Annotated in this window: 22 protein-coding genes; 6 read left to right on the forward strand and 16 right to left on the reverse strand. The window is 67.8% G+C overall.

What is annotated here, in order from left to right:
* Window positions 1-7: 7 nt before the first annotated feature.
* The 9 genes from hprK to ACZK4H_RS05290 form a co-directional block, all read right to left on the reverse strand.
* Entirely contained in the window at window positions 8-958 is a 951-nt protein-coding gene (gene hprK, locus ACZK4H_RS05250) for an HPr(Ser) kinase/phosphatase (protein ID WP_099553978.1), read from the reverse strand.
* A complete protein-coding gene (locus ACZK4H_RS05255) occupies window positions 955-1,407 on the reverse strand; it encodes a PTS sugar transporter subunit IIA (protein WP_099553980.1) in 453 nt (150 codons plus the stop codon). Before ACZK4H_RS05255 ends, hprK begins: the two co-directional genes overlap by 4 nt.
* A gap of 21 nt (window positions 1,408-1,428) precedes the next feature.
* Window positions 1,429-1,746 (reverse strand): ribosome hibernation-promoting factor, HPF/YfiA family, encoded by a 318-nt coding sequence (hpf, locus tag ACZK4H_RS05260; RefSeq protein ID WP_005415556.1) that lies wholly within the window; start codon window positions 1,744-1,746, stop codon window positions 1,429-1,431.
* Between the two features lie 58 nt (window positions 1,747-1,804).
* Window positions 1,805-3,226 carry an RNA polymerase factor sigma-54 gene (locus ACZK4H_RS05265; protein WP_099553982.1) on the reverse strand — a complete coding sequence of 474 codons (1,422 nt, stop codon included), beginning with the start codon at window positions 3,224-3,226 and terminating at the stop codon, window positions 1,805-1,807.
* A 40-nt stretch (window positions 3,227-3,266) separates the two neighbouring features.
* Window positions 3,267-3,986: an LPS export ABC transporter ATP-binding protein gene (gene lptB / locus ACZK4H_RS05270; protein WP_005408391.1), complete on the reverse strand. Its 720-nt coding sequence runs from the start codon at window positions 3,984-3,986 to the stop codon at window positions 3,267-3,269.
* A complete protein-coding gene (lptA, locus tag ACZK4H_RS05275; protein WP_099553984.1) occupies window positions 3,986-4,537 on the reverse strand; it encodes a lipopolysaccharide transport periplasmic protein LptA in 552 nt (183 codons plus the stop codon). Before lptA ends, lptB begins: the two co-directional genes overlap by 1 nt.
* A gap of 104 nt (window positions 4,538-4,641) precedes the next feature.
* Window positions 4,642-5,217, reverse strand: coding sequence for an LPS export ABC transporter periplasmic protein LptC (lptC, locus tag ACZK4H_RS05280; RefSeq protein WP_099555262.1), 576 nt, complete (start codon window positions 5,215-5,217; stop codon window positions 4,642-4,644).
* On the reverse strand, window positions 5,214-5,762 hold the full coding sequence (locus ACZK4H_RS05285) for a KdsC family phosphatase (RefSeq protein WP_099603840.1): 549 nt from the start codon (window positions 5,760-5,762) through the stop codon (window positions 5,214-5,216). Before ACZK4H_RS05285 ends, lptC begins: the two co-directional genes overlap by 4 nt.
* A gap of 66 nt (window positions 5,763-5,828) precedes the next feature.
* Window positions 5,829-6,830, reverse strand: coding sequence for a KpsF/GutQ family sugar-phosphate isomerase (locus ACZK4H_RS05290; protein WP_099553101.1), 1,002 nt, complete (start codon window positions 6,828-6,830; stop codon window positions 5,829-5,831).
* 54 nt (window positions 6,831-6,884) lie between these two features.
* Between ACZK4H_RS05290 and ACZK4H_RS05295 the strand changes: the two genes are divergently transcribed.
* The 3 genes from ACZK4H_RS05295 to ACZK4H_RS05305 are packed head-to-tail and all read left to right on the forward strand — an operon-like array spanning window position 6,885 to window position 8,719.
* A complete protein-coding gene (locus ACZK4H_RS05295; RefSeq protein WP_005408396.1) occupies window positions 6,885-7,115 on the forward strand; it encodes a BolA family protein in 231 nt (76 codons plus the stop codon).
* 21 nt (window positions 7,116-7,136) lie between these two features.
* Window positions 7,137-8,408, forward strand: a complete 1,272-nt coding sequence (murA, locus tag ACZK4H_RS05300) for a UDP-N-acetylglucosamine 1-carboxyvinyltransferase (RefSeq protein ID WP_099553100.1) — start codon at window positions 7,137-7,139, stop codon at window positions 8,406-8,408.
* Window positions 8,405-8,719 carry a hypothetical protein gene (locus tag ACZK4H_RS05305; protein ID WP_099553099.1) on the forward strand — a complete coding sequence of 105 codons (315 nt, stop codon included), beginning with the start codon at window positions 8,405-8,407 and terminating at the stop codon, window positions 8,717-8,719. The genes murA and ACZK4H_RS05305 overlap by 4 nt, the downstream gene beginning before the upstream one ends.
* Window positions 8,720-8,839: 120 nt before the next feature.
* Here the strand turns inward: ACZK4H_RS05305 and ACZK4H_RS05310 are convergent, their stop codons facing one another.
* The 7 genes from ACZK4H_RS05310 to purM all read right to left on the reverse strand — a co-directional run bounded on the left by ACZK4H_RS05310 (window position 8,840) and on the right by purM (window position 13,768).
* Window positions 8,840-9,523 (reverse strand): DUF3108 domain-containing protein, encoded by a 684-nt coding sequence (locus ACZK4H_RS05310; protein ID WP_099553098.1) that lies wholly within the window; start codon window positions 9,521-9,523, stop codon window positions 8,840-8,842.
* Between the two features lie 2 nt (window positions 9,524-9,525).
* Window positions 9,526-10,353 (reverse strand): DUF3108 domain-containing protein, encoded by an 828-nt coding sequence (locus tag ACZK4H_RS05315; RefSeq protein WP_099553097.1) that lies wholly within the window; start codon window positions 10,351-10,353, stop codon window positions 9,526-9,528.
* Window positions 10,354-10,420: 67 nt separating this feature from the next.
* Window positions 10,421-11,080, reverse strand: a complete 660-nt coding sequence (purN, locus tag ACZK4H_RS05320) for a phosphoribosylglycinamide formyltransferase (protein ID WP_099553096.1) — start codon at window positions 11,078-11,080, stop codon at window positions 10,421-10,423.
* Complete coding sequence (locus tag ACZK4H_RS05325; RefSeq protein WP_099553095.1) at window positions 11,077-11,739, reverse strand: DUF2238 domain-containing protein; 663 nt, start codon at window positions 11,737-11,739, stop codon at window positions 11,077-11,079. The genes purN and ACZK4H_RS05325 overlap by 4 nt, the downstream gene beginning before the upstream one ends.
* A 41-nt stretch (window positions 11,740-11,780) precedes the next feature.
* Window positions 11,781-12,203: a hypothetical protein gene (locus tag ACZK4H_RS05330; protein WP_099553094.1), complete on the reverse strand. Its 423-nt coding sequence runs from the start codon at window positions 12,201-12,203 to the stop codon at window positions 11,781-11,783.
* Window positions 12,200-12,688 (reverse strand): hypothetical protein, encoded by a 489-nt coding sequence (locus tag ACZK4H_RS05335; RefSeq protein ID WP_099553093.1) that lies wholly within the window; start codon window positions 12,686-12,688, stop codon window positions 12,200-12,202. Before ACZK4H_RS05335 ends, ACZK4H_RS05330 begins: the two co-directional genes overlap by 4 nt.
* 21 nt (window positions 12,689-12,709) lie before the next feature.
* Window positions 12,710-13,768: a phosphoribosylformylglycinamidine cyclo-ligase gene (gene purM / locus ACZK4H_RS05340; protein WP_099553092.1), complete on the reverse strand. Its 1,059-nt coding sequence runs from the start codon at window positions 13,766-13,768 to the stop codon at window positions 12,710-12,712.
* 99 nt (window positions 13,769-13,867) lie between these two features.
* Between purM and ACZK4H_RS05345 the strand changes: the two genes are divergently transcribed.
* Genes ACZK4H_RS05345 through hda form a run of 3 tightly spaced genes read left to right on the forward strand, consistent with a single transcriptional unit; the run spans window position 13,868 to window position 16,880 of the window.
* On the forward strand, window positions 13,868-15,007 hold the full coding sequence (locus tag ACZK4H_RS05345) for a DUF2066 domain-containing protein (RefSeq protein ID WP_099553091.1): 1,140 nt from the start codon (window positions 13,868-13,870) through the stop codon (window positions 15,005-15,007).
* Window positions 15,004-16,173, forward strand: a complete 1,170-nt coding sequence (locus ACZK4H_RS05350) for an AI-2E family transporter (RefSeq protein ID WP_099553090.1) — start codon at window positions 15,004-15,006, stop codon at window positions 16,171-16,173. The genes ACZK4H_RS05345 and ACZK4H_RS05350 overlap by 4 nt, the downstream gene beginning before the upstream one ends.
* A complete protein-coding gene (hda, locus tag ACZK4H_RS05355) occupies window positions 16,173-16,880 on the forward strand; it encodes a DnaA regulatory inactivator Hda (RefSeq protein WP_099553089.1) in 708 nt (235 codons plus the stop codon). The genes ACZK4H_RS05350 and hda overlap by 1 nt, the downstream gene beginning before the upstream one ends.
* Window positions 16,881-17,362: the final 482 nt, after the last annotated feature.

Below are 17,362 nucleotides of genomic sequence, written 5' to 3' on the forward strand. Positions count from 1 at the left end.
CAGGGGGTCAGGGCGTTCGCCGTTCCAGCAGGTTGCTGTGGCGGGCGATGAACATCGCCGCCGGGTCGATGCCCTTGGTCCGCAGGATATGCAGGCGGGTGGCCGCCTCGGTCAGCACGGCCAGGTTGCGGCCGGGCATTACCGGCAGGGTGATCAGCGGCACGTCCAGATCCAGCACATGGCGGGTACCCGAATCGCCGGTGAGGCGCTCGTAGCCATGCGGGGTGGGTTCGGTCATCGGCTTGGTCAGGTGAACGATCAGCCGAAGGTACTTGTTCTTCTTTACAGCCGTGTCGCCGAACATCTCGCGCACGTTCAACACGCCCAGGCCGCGCACTTCCAGCAGGTCCTGCAGCAGCTCCGGGCAGGTGCCGTCGAGTACATCGGGTGCGATCTGGGTGAATTCGGGGGCATCGTCGGCCACCAGGCGATGGCCACGGCTGAGCAGTTCCAGCGCCAGTTCGCTCTTGCCGGATCCCGCTTCGCCGGTGATCAGCACGCCGATGGAGTAGATCTCCATGAACACGCCATGCAGGATCACCCGCGGCGCCAGCGTCCGCGCCAGGTGGTAGGAGAGGTGGTTGAGCAGCTCGTGGCCGCGCTTGGGCGACAGCCACAACGGGGTGCCGGATTCATCGGCGGCGGCGCGCAGGTCTTCCGGGCACGCCTGGTTGCGGGTCAGCACCAGTGCCAGCGGGTGCGACTGCATGATTTTTTCGATCGTTTCCCAGCGCTGGCGCGGTTCAAGTGCGTCCAGCCAGGACAGTTCCTCGGTGCCCAGGATCTGCACCTTGTTGGGGTAGATCGCATTGAGGTAGCCGGCCAGCGAGGGGCGCCGCGAGACCGTATTGCCGGCCTCGAGCTCGCGCTTTTCACCCGACTGGCCCGCGGCCCAGCGCAGCCCCAGCCGCTCGCGCTGCTGTTCGAACAGTTCACGGGCGGTGATGCTGGTATTCATGCGGCACTCGCAGGTGGGGTCATGTCCAGCGCCTCGCGCAGGGCCCGGGCATCGCCTGCCTGGCGCAGGGCCTGGCGGACATCCGCTGCCGAGAACAATTCGGCCAGCTCGGACAGCAGCATCAGGTGCTGGTGGGTGTAGTGGGCAGGAACGGCCATCGCGAATACCAGGTCCACCGGCTCGTCGCCACCGAAGTCGACCGGGGTGGCCAGGCGCAGCAGGGCGCCACGGGGGCGGTCCAGGGTCGGCGCGCGGCCGTGGGGAATGGCGATACCGTGGCCGATCGCGGTGCTGCCCAGCGCTTCGCGCTGGCACAGGTTCAGATAGATCTGTTCGGCGTTGGCCTGGCGGCAGGCCAGCAACCCGGCGGCGGCCTGCAGGACGCTGTCACGGTCGGTGGCCGTGCAGAGCTGGGTCTGCACGGCCGCCAGGAGGTCAGTCAGGGGCATGTCTGCGGGGAACGGTGGCGATCAGCCACCATTGTCGCCCACCGGCAGCGGTGCGTGCTGCTGTTTTTTCTCCTTGTGCTTGATCACCAGGCGGTCAAGCTTGTCCGCAAGCAGGTCGATCGCGGCGTACATGGTCTGGCCGCCGGCCTCGGCGTGCAGGGTCTGCCCAGGGATGTTGAGGCTGGCGTCGACGTGGTGCTCGGTCTTCTGCAGCTTGAGGGTCACCCGCGCTTCGCAGTGCTGGTCGAAGTGTTTGCCGATCCGGGCCAGCTTCTCCTCCACATAGGACTGCAGGGCCGGGGTGACTTCGACATCTTTGCCAAACGTTTCGATGCGCATCGGGTTTCTCCTGTGTTCGGATGTGCCAATGAACCTCTCCGCCGGGCGCGGCGGCGCGTCAAGCGATTCTGACCCTTTCGTGCGAGGCGGAAATGTTCATGGCTTCACGATACTTCGCCACGGTGCGTCGCGCTACTGGAATTCCCGACGATTTGAGCAGGTCAGCCAGCTTGGCGTCAGAAAGCGGCTTGCGCGGGTTCTCGTCGTCGATCAGGCGGCGGATCATCGCCTGGATGGCGGTGCTGGATGCTTCGCCACCGCCCTCGGTATCAATGCCCGAGGCGAAGAAGGCGCGCAGCGGCAGGGTGCCGCGCGGGGTACGAACGTGCTTGCGGGCAATCGCGCGCGAGACCGTGGATTCGTGCAGGCCGAGCTCGGCGGCGATCTCGCGCAGGGTCAGTGGACGCAGCGCCTGCTCGCCGAATTCGAGGAAGCCGGCCTGCTGCAGGATCAGGCTGCGCACGACGCGCAGCAGGGTCTCGCCACGCTGCTGCAGGCCCTTCAGCAGCCAGCGTGCTTCCTGCAGCTGGGCGCGCAGGTAGCCGGCGTCGGCGTCGCCGCAGCGGCGGATCAGCTGTTCATAGCCACGATGGATCACCACCTTTGGTCCGGCGTGCCCGGCCAGCGCCGCGCGCCACACGCCGTTCTGCCGCCACACCACTACGTCCGGCACCACGTAGGTGTCCTGCGACAGCGGCGCGATCTGCGTGCCCGGGCGCGGGTCCAGCGAGCGCAGCAGCGCCACGGCAGTCTCGACCTCGTCCAGCGGCTGCTTCAACTCGTGTGCAAGCCCGGCAACGCCGCTGCGCGGCAACCGCTCCAGTGGTCCTGCGGCAATCTGTCGCGCCAGCAGCAGGCCCGGCGTTTCATCGGCCAGCACGTCCAGCTGCAGCTGCAGGCATTCGCCAAGCGTGCGTGCAGCCACACCCACCGGATCGAAACGCTGGATGCGATGCAGCACGGCAAGGATCTCGTCCTCGTCGGCGTGGATCGCCGGCAACAGGGTTTCGGCGATGGTGGCCAGCGGCTCGCGCAGGTAACCGTCGTCGTCCAGTGCATCGATCAGTGCCGCGCCGATGCTGCGATCGCTGGCAGAAAGATGCGACAGGTGCAGCTGCCACAGCAGATGGTCGGCGAGCGTTTCGGTTTCGGCCACGCGCTCGGCAGCGCTGCCGGTATCGTCGTCATCATCGAAGCTGCCACCGCTGCCGGTCGCCGTCCAGTCCAGTTCGGCCGGCGCCCAGTCGTCGCCTTCATCGCTGCGTTCTGCAGGCGCTTCGTTGTCGTTGACATCGCTGCCTTCATTGGCGGCGCTGCTGTCGTTGCTGTCGGCCCAGTCCAGTAGCGGGTTGCTCTCCACTGCCTGGGCGATCTCCAGCTCCAGTTCGGTGGTCGACATCTGCAGCAGCTTGATCGCCTGCTGCAACTGGGGCGTGAGCACCAGTTGCTGTCCCAACGATGTCTGCAGCCGAGTCTTCATGCCTGTGCCGAAAGGAAGGAAAGGGACCCGGCGACCGCAGTCACAGCTTGAAGGAATCCCCAAGGTAGACCCGGCGCACGTCGGCGTTGTCCAGGATCGCCTCCGGCGAACCCTGGGCCAGCACGCTGCCCTCGGCGAGGATATACGCGCGGTCGCAGATACCCAAGGTCTCGCGCACATTGTGGTCGGTGATCAACACGCCGATGCCACGTTGCTTGAGATGGGTGACGATGCGCTGGATCTCGCCCACCGAAATCGGGTCGACACCGGCGAAGGGTTCGTCTAGCAGGATCAGGCGCGGCTGCGCGGCCAGTGCGCGGGCGATCTCGCAGCGGCGGCGTTCGCCACCGGACAGGCTGGCGCCGAGCTGGTCGGCAACATGGCCCAGCTGCAGCTCGTCCAGCAGGCCGTTCAATTCGCGCTCGCGGCCGGCCGAGTCCAGGTCCTCGCGCAGTTCCAGCACCAGGCGGATGTTGTCGGCCACGGTCAGCTTGCGGAACACCGAGGGTTCCTGCGGCAGGTAGCCCACACCCTGCTTGGCGCGGGTGTACATCGGGTCGCCGGTGATGTCCTTGCCGTCGAGCACGATGCTGCCGGCATCGGCGGCGACCAGGCCGACGATCATGTAGAAACAGGTGGTCTTGCCGGCGCCGTTGGGGCCGAGCAGGCCGACCACTTCACCGGCGTCGAGGGTCAGCCCGAAGTCCTTGACCACTTCGCGCTGCTTGTACTTCTTGCGCAGGCCCTTGGCGACGAGCATTACTTCTTGCTCCCGGCCGGCTGTGCCGGCGTGGCGGCCTTGGGCTGTGCCGCCGGTGCGGCCGGGGTCTTGTTCTTCGGCGGGATGACGGTGCGCACGCGGCTGCCGTCACCACCGGAGTTCATCTCGCCGGTGCGGGTGTTGTAGACCATGCGCTGGCCGGCATTGGTGCCGCGCGCGCTGGTGACCTTGTAGTTGCCGGTCAGGGTGATGATCTCGGTCTTGATGTCGTAGTCGATGCGATCAGCCAGCGCGTCCATCCAGGTACCGTCATCAAGCTGCTGTTTCATCTTCGCCTGCTTGCCGGTGAACACCGCGCGCACGGCTTCGCCGTCCTTGAGGTAGATCTCGGCCTCGGACGAGCGCAGGTCCAGCGTGCCCTGGGTGATGACCACGCCCTGCGACAGCACGGTCTTGCCGTCGCCGGTGAGCGTGCCCGACTGGGCGCCGGAATCGATGTGCATGTCTTCGTTGCGGTCGGTGGACTTGGCGAAGGCGGCGCTGGGGACAAGAAGACCAAGCGCGAGTACGGCGGCAAAGGGAATCTTCATCGGGGTCCGTTCTACCGGTGGGGGCCTCCCGGGTGGACCGGGGGCGGGCGGGTGGGGCTGCCGGCCCTGCGCCTGTCCGGAGACGTCGCAGGCTGGCGGCGGAATCAGCGTTTGGGCGTGTAGCGGCCCTTGGACTGGCTGAGGAAATGATACGTGTTGTTCTTCGAATCCACTTCGAAGCCGACGCCGGACTGTTCCATGCCCGGGCGGGTCATGGTTACCAGGGCGTCGGTGCGGGCGCGGTTGTCCTTCGGGAACACGTCCAGATGGTCGGTGCGGAAGGTGGTCGGCACCACGCCCGGGCCCGCCGGGCTGTCGCCGGCGACATTGCCGCGCAGCTTCATCTCGTCGCCCTTGGCGCTGAGCCAGCCGGTCTCTGCACGCAGGGTCCAGTGCTTGCCATCCTTGTCCGGCATCTCGAACAGCGGGGTGGCGATGTTGATGGTCTGGTCGCCGCGCTGGCGCTCCAGCAACGGTGCGCGCAAGGTGGTCGATTCCTTGCCGTGCTCATCCAGGGCGACGATCTGGAAGTCATGCAGGATGTAATCCACGCCGATTTCCTGGCCACCGGTGGCTGGCCCCTTGTCGCGGTTGCGCAGCGCCGCCCAGCTGCTCAGCAGGGCGGCCAGCAGCAGGCCGATGCCGAGCAGGGTGCGCCAGTTCAAGGTGGGCACGTTCATGCGCCGAACCTCGCCAGCACCGCATCCACGCGGCCCTGAGCGGCCAGCAGGATGTCGCACAGCTCGCGCGCGGCGCCACGGCCGCCCTCGGCGCGGGTCTGCCAGTGCACGCGTTCGGCGATCCACGGATGGGCATTGGCCGGGGCCACCGCCAGGCCGACCGCACCCAGCGGCGCCAGGTCGGGCAGGTCATCGCCCATGAACGCCACCTGTTCCAGGCCGATGCCGTGCTGCGCACACAGCGCCTGCACGCTGGCCAGCTTGTCGCCCACGGCGATCTGGGTGTCGATGCCGAGGTCGGCGCCGCGCTTGAGCGCGGACTGGCTGTTGCGCGCGGTGATCAGCACGGGGTGGATGCCGTGCTGCTGCAGCAGTTTCAGGCCCAGGCCGTCCTGCACGAAGTACGCCTTGCTCTCGTTGCCGTCCTTGTCGTAGTACAGCCGACCATCGGTGAGGGTGCCGTCCACGTCGAAGCACGCCAGGCGGATCTGGGCCGCGGCGGCATGCAGGTGGGCGGGGAAGGCGGGCAGGGGGGACCAGGGCATCAGGGCGGCAGGCTCGTTGTGGGCGGGTACGGCGTTACAGACTGAATGGGGTCTATGGACTGTCGGTTAAACCACCCGGGCCCGCAACAGGTCATGAATGTTCAGGGCACCGACCGCACGGCCCTGGCCATCGACCACGATCAGGCCGGTGATCTTGTGGGTCTCCATCAGCCGGGCGGCCTCGACCGCCAGCTGGTCGGCGCCGATGGTGCGCGGGTTGCGGGTCATCACGTCGGCGATCTTCGCCGTGCGCACGTCCAACGCGCTGTCCAGCGCACGGCGCAGGTCGCCGTCGGTGAACAGCCCGATCAGCACGCCGTCGGCGTCGACCACGGCGGTCATGCCCAGCCGCTTGCGGCTCATCTCCATCAGTGCTTCGCTGAGGCTGGCGTCGGTGCCCACGCTGGGCAGGTCGTCGCCGGTGTGCATGACGTCGGTGATGTGCAGCAGCAGGCGGCGGCCAAGGCTGCCGGCCGGGTGTGAACGGGCGAAGTCATCAGCGGTGAAGCCACGTGCGTCGAGCAGGGCCACGGCCAGTGCATCGCCCATGGCCAGCGAGGCGGTGGTGCTGGAGGTGGGCGCCAGCGCCAGCGGGCAGGCCTCGGCCGGCACGCTCACGTCCAGGTGGATGTCGGCGGCGGTGGCCAGGCTGGACTGCGGGCGGCCGGTCATGGAAATCAGTACGTTGCCCTGGCGCTTGAGCACCGGTAGCAGCATCAGCACCTCGTCCGATTCGCCCGAATAGGACAGGGCCAGCACCACGTCGTCCTCGGTGATCATGCCCAGGTCGCCGTGGCCGGCTTCGCCGGGGTGCACGTAGAACGCCGGCGTGCCGGTAGAGGCCAGGGTGGCAGCGATCTTGCGGGCGATATGCCCGGACTTGCCCATGCCGGTGGCGACCACCCGGCCACGGCTGGCCAGGATCGCCTGGCAGGCCTGCTGGAAGGCTTCGCCGAGGCGGTCGGCCACGGCATCCAGCGCCTGCCGCTCGATCTCGAACACGCGGCGGCCGCTGGCAACCAGGCCGGCAGGGTCGACGGAACGGGGGGGCAACAGGGATTCGGCCATGCGGACGCCACGCAGCGGAAGTAGAATGGACGCACATTTTATTAGGAAAGCCCGTTGGACGCCGACACCATCCGCAATCTGATCGAAACCGGCCTGCCCGGCGCCCGCGCCGACGTGCAGGGCGACGATGGCGTGCATTTCGAAGCGACCGTGGTCTGCGAGGCCTTTGCCGGCAAGATGCCGCTGGCCCGCCACCGCATGGTGTATGCCACTCTGGGCGACCTGATGGGCGGCGCGATCCACGCGCTGGCGCTGAAAACCGTGACCCCGGCCGAAGCCGGCTGAACCGCAGAAGATCCCGAATACATGGCCAAGATCGTTGTGACCGGCGGCGCTGCGCTGCACGGTGAAGTGAGCATCTCCGGCGCCAAGAACGCCGTCCTCCCCATTCTCTGCGCGACCCTGCTGGCCGATGAACCGGTGGAGATCACCAACGTGCCGCACCTGCACGACGTGGTCACCACGGTGAAGCTGCTGGGCGAGCTGGGCGCCAAGGTCACCATCGACCAGGGCACGTTGTCGCGCGGCAGCGCGATCGTGGTCGACCCGCGCTCGGTGAACCAGCACGTGGCACCGTACGAGCTGGTCAAGACCATGCGCGCCTCGATCCTGGTGCTGGGCCCGCTGCTGGCCCGTTTCGGCGCGGCCGAAGTGTCGCTGCCGGGCGGCTGCGCGATCGGCTCGCGTCCGGTCGACCAGCACATCAAGGGCCTGCAGGCGCTGGGTGCCGAGATCGTGGTCGAGAACGGCTTCATCAAGGCCACCGCCAAGCGCCTGAAGGGTGGCCATTTCACCTTCGACATGGTCAGTGTCACCGGCACCGAGAACGTGCTGATGGGCGCGGTGCTGGCTGAAGGCACCACCATCCTCGACAACTGCGCGATGGAACCGGAAGTGACCGATCTGGCGCATTGCCTGATCGCGCTGGGCGCGAAGATCGAAGGCCTGGGCACTGCCCGGCTGGTCATCGAAGGCGTCGAGCGCCTGTCCGGTGGCCGCCATGAAGTGCTGCCCGACCGCATCGAGACCGGCACCTTCCTGGTGGCCGCGGCGATGACCGGTGGCAAGGTCACCGTCAACCGTGCGCGCCCGAACACCATGGACGCGGTGCTGTCCAAGCTGGTCGAGGCCGGTGCGAAGATCGAGACCACCGACGACAGCATCACCCTGGACATGCAGGGCAAGCGGCCGAAGGCGGTCAACCTGACCACCGCGCCGTACCCGGCATTCCCGACCGACATGCAGGCGCAGTTCATGGCACTCAACTGCGTGGCTGACGGCGTGGGCGTGATCAACGAAACGATCTTCGAGAACCGTTTCATGCACGTCAACGAACTGCTGCGCCTGGGGGCGGACATCCAGGTCGAAGGCCACACCGCCATCGTGCGTGGCAGCGAGCACCTGAGTGGCGCACCGGTGATGGCGACCGACCTGCGTGCGTCGGCCTCGCTGATCCTGGCCGGCCTGATGGCCAGCGGCGATACCACCATCGACCGCATCTACCACCTTGATCGTGGCTACGAGAACATCGAAGAGAAGCTGTCTTCGCTCGGCGCCACCATCCGGCGCGTGCCATGATCCTGCGCGGCAAGTTCAGCCCGCGCCGCAAGGCGCTGCTGGCCCTGGTGCTGATCGTGCTGGCGTGGCTGGGCTATGCCTGGTACGCCAACATCGCCATCACCCAGGGCATCGAGCAGAAGGACATGGACTGGAACGGCGACGGAACGGTCACGCGTGACGAGATCATCGAGTCGTTCTATGCGGTTGCGGTGAACGACAGCCAGGACGGCAACCGCCATTGCCGCACGTTTGTCTGGCGCAGCACCGGCGAGCAGATCCGCGTGGACTGCCGCACCGAGTTCAAGCCCGCCGAAGAAGCGAAGAAATAAAAAAACGCCCGCGAAAGCGGGCGTTTTTTTCGGTAGTGCCGGCCGCTGGCCGGCAACCCCATGAATCTCGTGGAGCATCGTGAAAATGCCGGCCAGCGGCCGGCACTACCGGTCTACCGGTCAGTTCATCGCCTTGATGGTCAGGTCCAGCGCATCGCGGCCGCTCTCACGCTGCAGCATCCGCGCCGGCACCGGGAAGTCCGGTACGATCCAGGCGATCAGCTCCTTGTTGCCATCGGCACGCGATACCTTGGTGGCCTCGTAACTCTTGCCGGCCACGGTGATCGATTCCTTGCCGACCACGCGGTAGGTCATGTTCTTGATCCGGCCCTCGTCCACCATGCGGTAGGTCAGCGGCTTGCCGGCCGCCAGGTCACGGGCAATTGCCAGGTTGATCAGCAGCGCATCCATGTCACCGGCCTTCAGTGCGATCGGTCCGGCGCGGTCGGGCTTGATGTCGCCGCTCCAGGTGGCCTGGTTGCTGTTCCAGTTGTAGGTGGCCTGCACGTTGCGCTTCTTCACCAGCAGGGCCGAACGGTCCTGGCTGCTGAGCGGGCGCAGCTGGCCGCGCACTTCCTCGAACACGGTGCTCTGGCTGAGGTCGGCCAGCTGGTTCTTCACCTGCAGGCTGTAGCGCCACTTGTTGGCGCCTTCGCTGGACAGGGTCATGGTGCCGTTGGCCTGCATGCCCATGTAGCTGGCCAGGTAGTCGGCCTTGAACGGCTCCAGCGCCATTGCCGGCAGGCTGGCCACGGTCAGCGCGGCAGCGGCGATCCAGGTGAGGGGGCGGGTCAGGGTGCTCATGCTCAGACTCCTTGGTATTCGATCAGGCGCAGGTCGACGCGGTCTTCGCCGTCTTCGCGTTGCAGGATGCGCACCGGGGTGGGGACACCGTTGGCGATCCAGAGGATGGTTTCGTTGTTGCCGCCATTGGTCCGGTAGACCCGCAGCGCGTTGTAGGACAGGTCGCCGACCTCGACGTTCTCGGTCTGCGGCGCGGCCTGGTAGTCGTGCTGGCGGACCTTGCCCATGTCCACGTAGCGGTAATGCATGGCGGCGCCGGGGCGCGCGTCGCGCATGATCGCCAGGTTGATCAGCAGTGCGCTCTGGTCGCCCGGCTGCAGCGGGATCGGCTGCGCACGTTCCTTCTTGACGTCGCCGGTCCACTGCGCGGTACCGGCCTGCCAGTTGTAGGTGCCCACGGCCTTCTTGCCCAGGAACAGGCCCTTGCGCACCGTGCTCTGGCTGAGCGGTGCGTAGACGCCACTGCGCTCTTCGAACACCGTGCTCTGCTCGATGTTCAGGCCGAGCACGCTGGCAAAGCCGCGGCGGCCGACCACCTGCATGTCCACCCGCCACTGGGTGCCGCCGGTGTGGGTGACCTGCATGCTGGCATCACCCGCTTCCTTGCCCTTGTAGAAGGCCTGATAGGTGGCGGTGAACGGCTGCAGCGGCGGCGGTTCCCAAGCCAATGCCGGCAGCAGCGGCACACTGGGCTCGTTCGGTGGCAGCGCAGCGGGTGCAGGTGGCGGTGCCGGTGAAGCCGCGGGCGGCTGCGCCTGGCCCCAGCCCACGCCGGGAAGCACGGCAAGCGACAACAGCAGTGAAGTGGACAGCAGCGTCGTGGTCTTCATGGAGGACAGGGACCGCAGGAGGGGGCAGGATGCCAGCCCCGCAGTCAGCGGGGCGTGTGCAAGGGCGTTACCGGTTCAGGTTTCCGGCGGAATCTAGGGCCAAGGGGCTAAACAGGGGGTGACCGTCCAGCCAGGGCTGACCCTCCCGTTCAGCCAGGCGGCCCTCGCACAGCAGCTGCAGCGTGGCGATCAGCAGCGGGTGCTCCACCGCCAGCACCCGCTCGGCCAGGCTGTGCGCGTCGTCGCCGGGCAGCACGGGAACCCGCACCTGCGCCAGCACGGCTCCGGCATCCAGCTCCGGCACCACCAGGTGCACGCTGGCACCGTGCTCGGCATCGCCGGCCTGCAGCGCCCGCGCGTGGGTGTCCAGGCCCTTGTGCAGCGGCAGCAGCGACGGGTGGATGTTGACCAGGCGGCCAGCGAAGCGCTGCACGAAGGCCGGACCAAGGATGCGCATGTAGCCTGCACAGACGATCCAGTCCGGCTGTACTGCTGCCAGCGCATCGCCCAGAGCCTGCTCGTAGGCGGCGCGGTCGCTGAAGGACTTCGGCGTGTGTGCCCAGCGCAGGCTGGAATCGACGCGTTGCAGTGCTTCTGCAGCGGGGCGGTCGGAGAACACGCCGATCACCTCGGCCGGCAGGCGGCCATTGCCGATCGCGTCGAGGATGGCCTGCAGGTTGCTGCCGCGGCCCGAAGCGAGCACGGCGATGCGGGTTGGGGCGGTCATTGCAGGGAACTCCGGCGGATCAATGGCCAGGTCAGCAGGCTGCCGATGGTCGCCATCAGCATGTCGGCATGCGCATCCCACATGTCACCCTGCTGGCCGTTGTAGGCCTCGGCGGCATCCGGCGACAGCGCCAGCGCGATGGCCCATTCGAACCATTCGTAGACCAGGCTGGCGCACATCACCGTCATTACCGCCAGGGCGAAGGCCTGGCCCAGGCGCAGCGCTGGCCACGCATGGCGCGCCAGCTGCAGCAGCGCGGGGGTGAAGCAGACGCCGAACAGGAAGTGGATGAGGCGGTCGAAGTGATTGCGCTGCCAGCCGAATGCCGCGTTGGGCGACCAGCCGGTCAGCGCCTGCGCCCAGGCGTCGTAGGGCACGTTCGAATACAGCCAGCGCGCCGCCACGCAGTGCAGGGCGATGAAACCGCAGATGGCGATGAAAGCGCCATTGCCCAGCCAGCCGCCGCGGCGGTCGACCCATAGCAGCGCGGCCAGCCCGATCACGGTCAGGGTACTGTGCAGGGCCTGTTCGGTAGGCCACAGCGGGTGGATCCAGCTGATCGCGAAGACCGCCAGCACGGCGGCGAAGGCCAGCTTCTTCGGGCCCGAAAAGCGGTAGCGGGCGGGTGAGGCGGTTGTCGAGAGGGCAGGCGAGGACATGGAGAGTCGATCTGGGAAGGGCGGGTCGTCTGCCTGCGGGCTCAGACGCCGAGATGGTCGCCGCGGTCGAACAGCGCGGCCATGTCCGGCTTGGACAGGAACACCCAGGCATAGGCGGTCAACGCCATGCCCAGTGGGCCAGCCAGCACGCCCAGCCACGCCGCGCGCTGGCACCAGGCCAGGCCGGTGCGGCGTGACAGCAGGCGCGCGGTATGCAGCTGCACAACACCCAGCACGATGGCCAGCACGGCGATCGAGGCATAGACCGTGGTCAGCATCCAGGCATCGTCCAGGCCGCGTGAGTGGGCCACCCATCCACTGAGGCCAAGGAACGCCACTGCGGCGACCCAGTGGAAACCGGCCAGGGCGTAGAACAGCACTCCCAGTGTCTGCAGATGGCTGACCAGCTGCAGCTGCGCCAGGGTCTGCTGCGGCAACGGCGGCGGCATGTTGGAGGCGGTCATGCGGCCGTGGCGGGAGCGTCGAAGGCAGCCTTGACCTGCGGACGCAGCAGGGTGATCAGGCTGAACACACCCAGCACCGTGCCGACCGGCGTGAACAGGCAGGCCAGGCCAGCCGCGATCAGGCACAGCAGATGGCGGCGACGGCGGGCCAGGCAACGACCCGCATAGGCCACGAACCCGCCCAGCGCGATGCCACCGAACACAACGACGCAGCCGAGAACAGTGAACACCCAGCCCATCAGGCGCTGTTCCTCCGGCGAGGAGGGCTCGCCGCCAGACTTCATCGGCAGGCTGCCGGTCAACGCAGCGATGCCGATCACGATGTGCAGGATGAAGATCAGCGAGAACAGCACGATCAGGCCACCGACCACGAAGTGTGCGATGGCCAGCATGCGCAGGTGGTCGGCATCCTGCGCGCTGAACGGCGGTACCGTCGCCAGCGGCGGCGGTACGGGGGCGGGCGACAAGGGGGGCGTTGCGTCCATGCGGGCTCCTGGTTGCCGGGCTCAGCCGATGTGGACGCGCTCGGCGCCTTCGGCGGTGACCACCTGGCCGATGGTCCAGTGCTCCAGGCCCTGCGCCTTGACCGCCTCGGACACGGCGGCCACCTGCTCCGCTGCGACGATCAGCACGAAGCCGATGCCGCAGTTGAAGGTGCGCCACATCTCGCTGTCGGCCACCGCGCCTTCCTTCTGCAGCCACTGGAACACCGGCGGCAGGGTCCAGGACGACGCCTGGATGTCCAGGCCGAGGCCGTCGGGCACCACGCGGATGATGTTCTCGGTCAGGCCGCCACCGGTGATGTGGGCCATGCCATGGATGGCCTCGCCGTGCGACTTCAGCAGCGACAGGATCGGCTTGACGTACAGGCGGGTCGGTGCCATCAGGGCATCGACCAGCTTCACGCCGCCTTCCAGCTCCAGATCGGCCGGGCGGCCGGCGCGGTCGTAGATGCGGCGCACCAGCGAGTAGCCGTTGGAGTGCGGGCCGGAGGAGGCGATGCCGATCAGCACGTCGCCGGCGGCCACGCTGGCGCCGTCCTTCAGCTCGCTCTTCTCGACTGCGGCGACGGTGAAGCCAGCCAGGTCGTACTCGCCCGGGGCATACATGTCGGGCATTTCAGCGGTTTCGCCGCCGATCAGGGCGCAGCCGGCCTCGGTGCAGCCGTTGGCGATGCCGCCCACGACCGCCGCGGCGGTATCGATGTCCAGCTTGCCGGTGGCGAAGTAGTCCAGGAAGAACAGCGGCTCGGCCCCCTGCACCAGCACGTCGTTCACGCACATGGCGACCAGGTCGATGCCGATCGTATCGTGGCGGTTCAGCTGGTGGGCCAGCTTCAGCTTGGTGCCCACGCCGTCGGTACCGGACACCAGCACCGGCTCGCGGTACTTGTTGGACAGGTCGAACAGGGCGCCGAAGCCGCCCAGGCCGCCCATCACTTCCGGGCGGAAGCTGCGCTTGACCAGGGGCTTGATCCGCTCGACCAGCTCATTGCCGGCGTCGATGTCGACACCCGCGTCACGATAGGTGAGGGGGGAGGGGGCGGAAGACGGGGTGTTGGTCACGGGCGTCGGCGCTGGCAGGGGTTGAACGGGCGATTTTAACAGGCCGCATTGGCGCAAAGGCCGTATTCGGGCAACAATTCCCCCGGATACGTCGAGCCAATGGATGTCCTGATGCGCCGCAGCCTGATTCTGACCCTGCTCCTTGCGCTGAGCCTGCCGGTGGCCACGATGGCCCAGAGCGGCCTTCGCACCGAGGGTGATGTCGCCACCGCCAGTGGCGCGTACGAGGCCGAAGTGCCCGTCAACAGCCAAGCCGAGGCCGATCGCAACGGCGCCCTGGCCCGCGCCCTGAGCGTGGTACTGGGCAAGCTGTCCGGCGACCGCAGCGTGATGTCCCGCCCCGGCGTGGTGCAGGCGCTGCGCAACGCCAAGGACTACGTGGCCAGCTACGACTACAAGCAGGACCAGAGCGTGAGCGCCAGCGGTGCCCCCAGCTTCCGTACTCTGCTGGTGGCCCGCTTCCGCGAGGACGACGTTGATTCGCTGGTGTCGGCGCTGGGCCTGCCACTGTGGCCGCAGCCGCGACCGAAGCCGGTGCTGTGGCTGGCCGTCGACGATGGCAGCGGCCCGCGCCTGGTCAGCGTGCAGCAGGCCAACGCCGCCCGCCCGCTGCTGAACCGCGCCATCGAGCGTGGCTACAAGCTGGGCCTGCCCAGTGGTGGTGCCGCCGAACAGGCGCTGGCGGGTGCGATCTGGCGCCAGGACAGTGCCGCCGTGGCCCGTGCCTCCTCGCGCTACTCGCCGCCGATGCAGCTGATCGGCAAGCTGTACCGCGCCAATGGCGGCTGGCAGGCGGACTGGGTGTTCGTCGACAACGGCCGTGAACTGAACAAGTGGACCAGCAAGGACGCCAACGCCATGCGCGCGATGGCCGCCGGTGCCGACGGCGCCGCCGATGCGCTGGTCAAGCGCTATGCCAAGGCGGGCGCTGCCGTCGGCCAGGCCGGGACCTACCGTGTGGTGGTCACCGGCATCAACAGTGCCGACGACTACCTGCGCCTGGCTGCCGGCCTGCGCGAAGTGCCGGTGGTACGCAGCGTCACCCCGCTGCACGCCTCGGCAAGCCAGCTGGAACTGAGCCTGGAGATGACCACCGGCCTGGCCGGCTTCAACCGCATGCTGGGCGACAACGGCGTGCTGGTGCCGAGCGCGCCGCTGCCGGCCCTGCCTACGCCGATCGATGACACCACCGGTACCCCGGTGGCCGCCCCGGTCAGCAACGAGTACCGCCTGCGATGACCCTGACCCCTGAAGCGGAAATCGCGCAGTTCCTGCGCCGCCTGAAGTACATCCTGTTCGCCGGCCTGATCGGCTGGGTGGTGTGGCTTCTGGCGCCGATCCTGACCCCGTTCGTGCTGGCGCTGGCGCTGGCCTGGCTGGGTGACCCGCTGGTGGACCGCATCGAGGCCACCGGCCGCTCGCGCATGACCGGCGTGGTGCTGGTGTTCGCGGCGATGGTACTGGTGATCGTGGCGCTGCTGCTGGTGCTGGTGCCGATGATCGAGCGCCAGATCACCACCCTGATCGCGGTCGCGCCGCAGGCACAGGCGTGGCTGATGGAGAAGGGGATTCCCTGGTTCGAGCAGAAGACCGGCCTGGAAGTGATGCAGTGGATGGACCCGGACCGCCTGATCGAATGGGTGCGCAGCCACTGGCAGCAGGCCGGCGGCTTTGCCACCACGTTCATGGGCTACGTCTCGCGCTCGGGTTTTGCGATGGTGACCTGGGTGGTCAACATCCTGCTGCTGCCGATCCTGGCGTTCTACTTCCTGCGTGACTGGGACAAGCTGGTCGAGCGGGTGGCTTCGGTGATCCCGCGCAACCAGATCGGCACCATCAGCGCGCTGGCGCGTGAATCCAACGAAGTGCTGGGTGCGTTCATCCGCGGGCAGTTCCTGGTGATGCTGGCGCTGGGCGTGATCTACGCCGGTGGCCTGTCGCTGGTCGGCCTGAAGCTGGGCCTGCTGATCGGCCTGATTGCCGGCCTGATCAGCTTCATTCCCTACCTGGGCGCGACCACCGGCATCCTGATGGCGGTGGTCGCCGCGCTGGTGCAGGCGCAGGGCTTCGACCTGAAGCTGCTGATCCTGGTGGGCGTGGTGTTCACCGTGGGCCAGCTGCTGGAGAGCTACGTGCTGACCCCGCGCATCGTCGGCGACAAGATCGGCCTGCACCCGGTGGCGGTGATCTTCGCGGTGATGGCCGGTGGCCAGCTGTTCGGCTTCCTCGGCATGCTGCTGGCGCTGCCGGTGGCCGCAGTGACCAACGTGCTGCTGCGCTACGCGCACCAGCGTTATCGCCAGAGCGAGCTGTACGTGGGTGAGAAGCCGGCGATCGTGCTTGATGGCGTGGTCGATGCCCCCCATATCATCATTCCGAACGACAAGGGCCCCGACCTGAAGTGATGGGTGTGCCGCAACTGCCGCTGGCCCTGCATTACCCGCGGGACCAGCGCCTGGAGACCTTCATCGGCGCGCCGGATGGCGCGCTGGCGCAGCTGCGCGCGATCGCGGTGGGTGCCAGCCACGATTGGGTCTACCTGGAAGGTGCGGCGGGCACCGGCAAGACCCACCAGGCGCTGGCGATGTGCTCCAGCGCCGAGCAGGCCGGGCGGCTGCCGACCTACGTACCGCTGGCCAGTGCGGCCGGCCGCGTGCGTGCGGCGCTGGATGGGCTGGAGGCGCGCGAACTGGTGGCGCTGGACGGCCTGGACGAGGTTGCCGGCAACCGCGAGGACGAGATCGCGCTGTTCGATTTCCACAACCGTGCGCGCGCGGCGGGCGTGACTGTGCTGTACACGGCGCAGAAGGCGCCGGAAGCGCTGGGCCTGGTGCTGCCGGACCTGCGTTCGCGGCTGGGCCAGTGCGTGCGCGTGCTGCTGCAGCCGCTGGATGAGGAAGGGCGAGCAGCGGTGCTGCGTGAGCGTGCGCTGCGCCGTGGGCTGGCGATCGACGAGGCGTCCATCGAGTGGCTGCTGTCGCACACCGGACGCGAGCTGGGTGGGTTGATCACGCTGCTGGACTGGCTGGACCGCGAGTCGCTGGCGGCGAAGCGGCGAATCACCGTGCCGTTCCTGCGGCAGGTGCTGGAAGAAGGCCGGCCGCGTTACTGAGGGATGTTGTTCGGCAGGGCTGCGCCCTGCACCCGCAGAAGCCGAAGCAACGTCAACGTCAAAAGCGGGCTATCCGTGGGATGGCGGGGCGCTGTGGGTTTGCGGGGACGCCGTGAACCCGTCCATGGGGGCTTGGTCGCCGCATCCATGCGGCTCACACCCCGCAAACCCACAGCGCCCCGCCTTCGACAGGTTCCCGCGATCTGCCGGGACTGCGTACTGCACTGCTGACTACTGTTGGTGGGTGTCGACCTTGGTCGACACCAGAGCAAGCGCAGCGAAGCAACCCGCTTTTGCTTTTCTTTCTTTCTTCCGTGGCTGGACGCCCACGGAAACTGTCAGAGGCCGGGCGGGGTGGGTTCGTGGGGGTGTCCGCGGCATGGATGCCGCGGCCAAGCCCCCAGGGATGGGTTCACGGCGTCCCCCGCGAACCCACCCCGCCCGGCCAAGCACGGCTTTTGCTCTGAAAACGCCCAGCCACG

The organism is Stenotrophomonas sp. 78350_Sma (assembly GCF_056482105.1).

What these genes read in the sequence shown, in the direction of transcription:
- lptA (WP_099553984.1), bottom strand. Translation starts at nt 4,537, where the DNA reads ATGAAGATTCCCTTTGCCGCCGTACTCGCGCTTGGTCTTCTTGTCCCC.
- ACZK4H_RS05350 (WP_099553090.1), top strand. Translation starts at nt 15,004, where the DNA reads ATGACCCTGACCCCTGAAGCGGAAATCGCGCAGTTCCTGCGCCGCCTG.
- lptB (WP_005408391.1), bottom strand. Translation starts at nt 3,986, where the DNA reads ATGCTCGTCGCCAAGGGCCTGCGCAAGAAGTACAAGCAGCGCGAAGTG.
- ACZK4H_RS05255 (WP_099553980.1), bottom strand. Translation starts at nt 1,407, where the DNA reads ATGCCCCTGACTGACCTCCTGGCGGCCGTGCAGACCCAGCTCTGCACG.
- murA (WP_099553100.1), top strand. Translation starts at nt 7,137, where the DNA reads ATGGCCAAGATCGTTGTGACCGGCGGCGCTGCGCTGCACGGTGAAGTG.
- hpf (WP_005415556.1), bottom strand. Translation starts at nt 1,746, where the DNA reads ATGCGCATCGAAACGTTTGGCAAAGATGTCGAAGTCACCCCGGCCCTG.
- ACZK4H_RS05290 (WP_099553101.1), bottom strand. Translation starts at nt 6,830, where the DNA reads ATGGCCGAATCCCTGTTGCCCCCCCGTTCCGTCGACCCTGCCGGCCTG.
- ACZK4H_RS05315 (WP_099553097.1), bottom strand. Translation starts at nt 10,353, where the DNA reads ATGAAGACCACGACGCTGCTGTCCACTTCACTGCTGTTGTCGCTTGCC.
- ACZK4H_RS05345 (WP_099553091.1), top strand. Translation starts at nt 13,868, where the DNA reads ATGGATGTCCTGATGCGCCGCAGCCTGATTCTGACCCTGCTCCTTGCG.
- ACZK4H_RS05265 (WP_099553982.1), bottom strand. Translation starts at nt 3,226, where the DNA reads ATGAAGACTCGGCTGCAGACATCGTTGGGACAGCAACTGGTGCTCACG.
- lptC (WP_099555262.1), bottom strand. Translation starts at nt 5,217, where the DNA reads ATGAACGTGCCCACCTTGAACTGGCGCACCCTGCTCGGCATCGGCCTG.
- ACZK4H_RS05305 (WP_099553099.1), top strand. Translation starts at nt 8,405, where the DNA reads ATGATCCTGCGCGGCAAGTTCAGCCCGCGCCGCAAGGCGCTGCTGGCC.
- purN (WP_099553096.1), bottom strand. Translation starts at nt 11,080, where the DNA reads ATGACCGCCCCAACCCGCATCGCCGTGCTCGCTTCGGGCCGCGGCAGC.
- hda (WP_099553089.1), top strand. Translation starts at nt 16,173, where the DNA reads ATGGGTGTGCCGCAACTGCCGCTGGCCCTGCATTACCCGCGGGACCAG.
- ACZK4H_RS05330 (WP_099553094.1), bottom strand. Translation starts at nt 12,203, where the DNA reads ATGACCGCCTCCAACATGCCGCCGCCGTTGCCGCAGCAGACCCTGGCG.
- ACZK4H_RS05310 (WP_099553098.1), bottom strand. Translation starts at nt 9,523, where the DNA reads ATGAGCACCCTGACCCGCCCCCTCACCTGGATCGCCGCTGCCGCGCTG.
- ACZK4H_RS05335 (WP_099553093.1), bottom strand. Translation starts at nt 12,688, where the DNA reads ATGGACGCAACGCCCCCCTTGTCGCCCGCCCCCGTACCGCCGCCGCTG.
- hprK (WP_099553978.1), bottom strand. Translation starts at nt 958, where the DNA reads ATGAATACCAGCATCACCGCCCGTGAACTGTTCGAACAGCAGCGCGAG.
- ACZK4H_RS05285 (WP_099603840.1), bottom strand. Translation starts at nt 5,762, where the DNA reads ATGCCCTGGTCCCCCCTGCCCGCCTTCCCCGCCCACCTGCATGCCGCC.
- ACZK4H_RS05325 (WP_099553095.1), bottom strand. Translation starts at nt 11,739, where the DNA reads ATGTCCTCGCCTGCCCTCTCGACAACCGCCTCACCCGCCCGCTACCGC.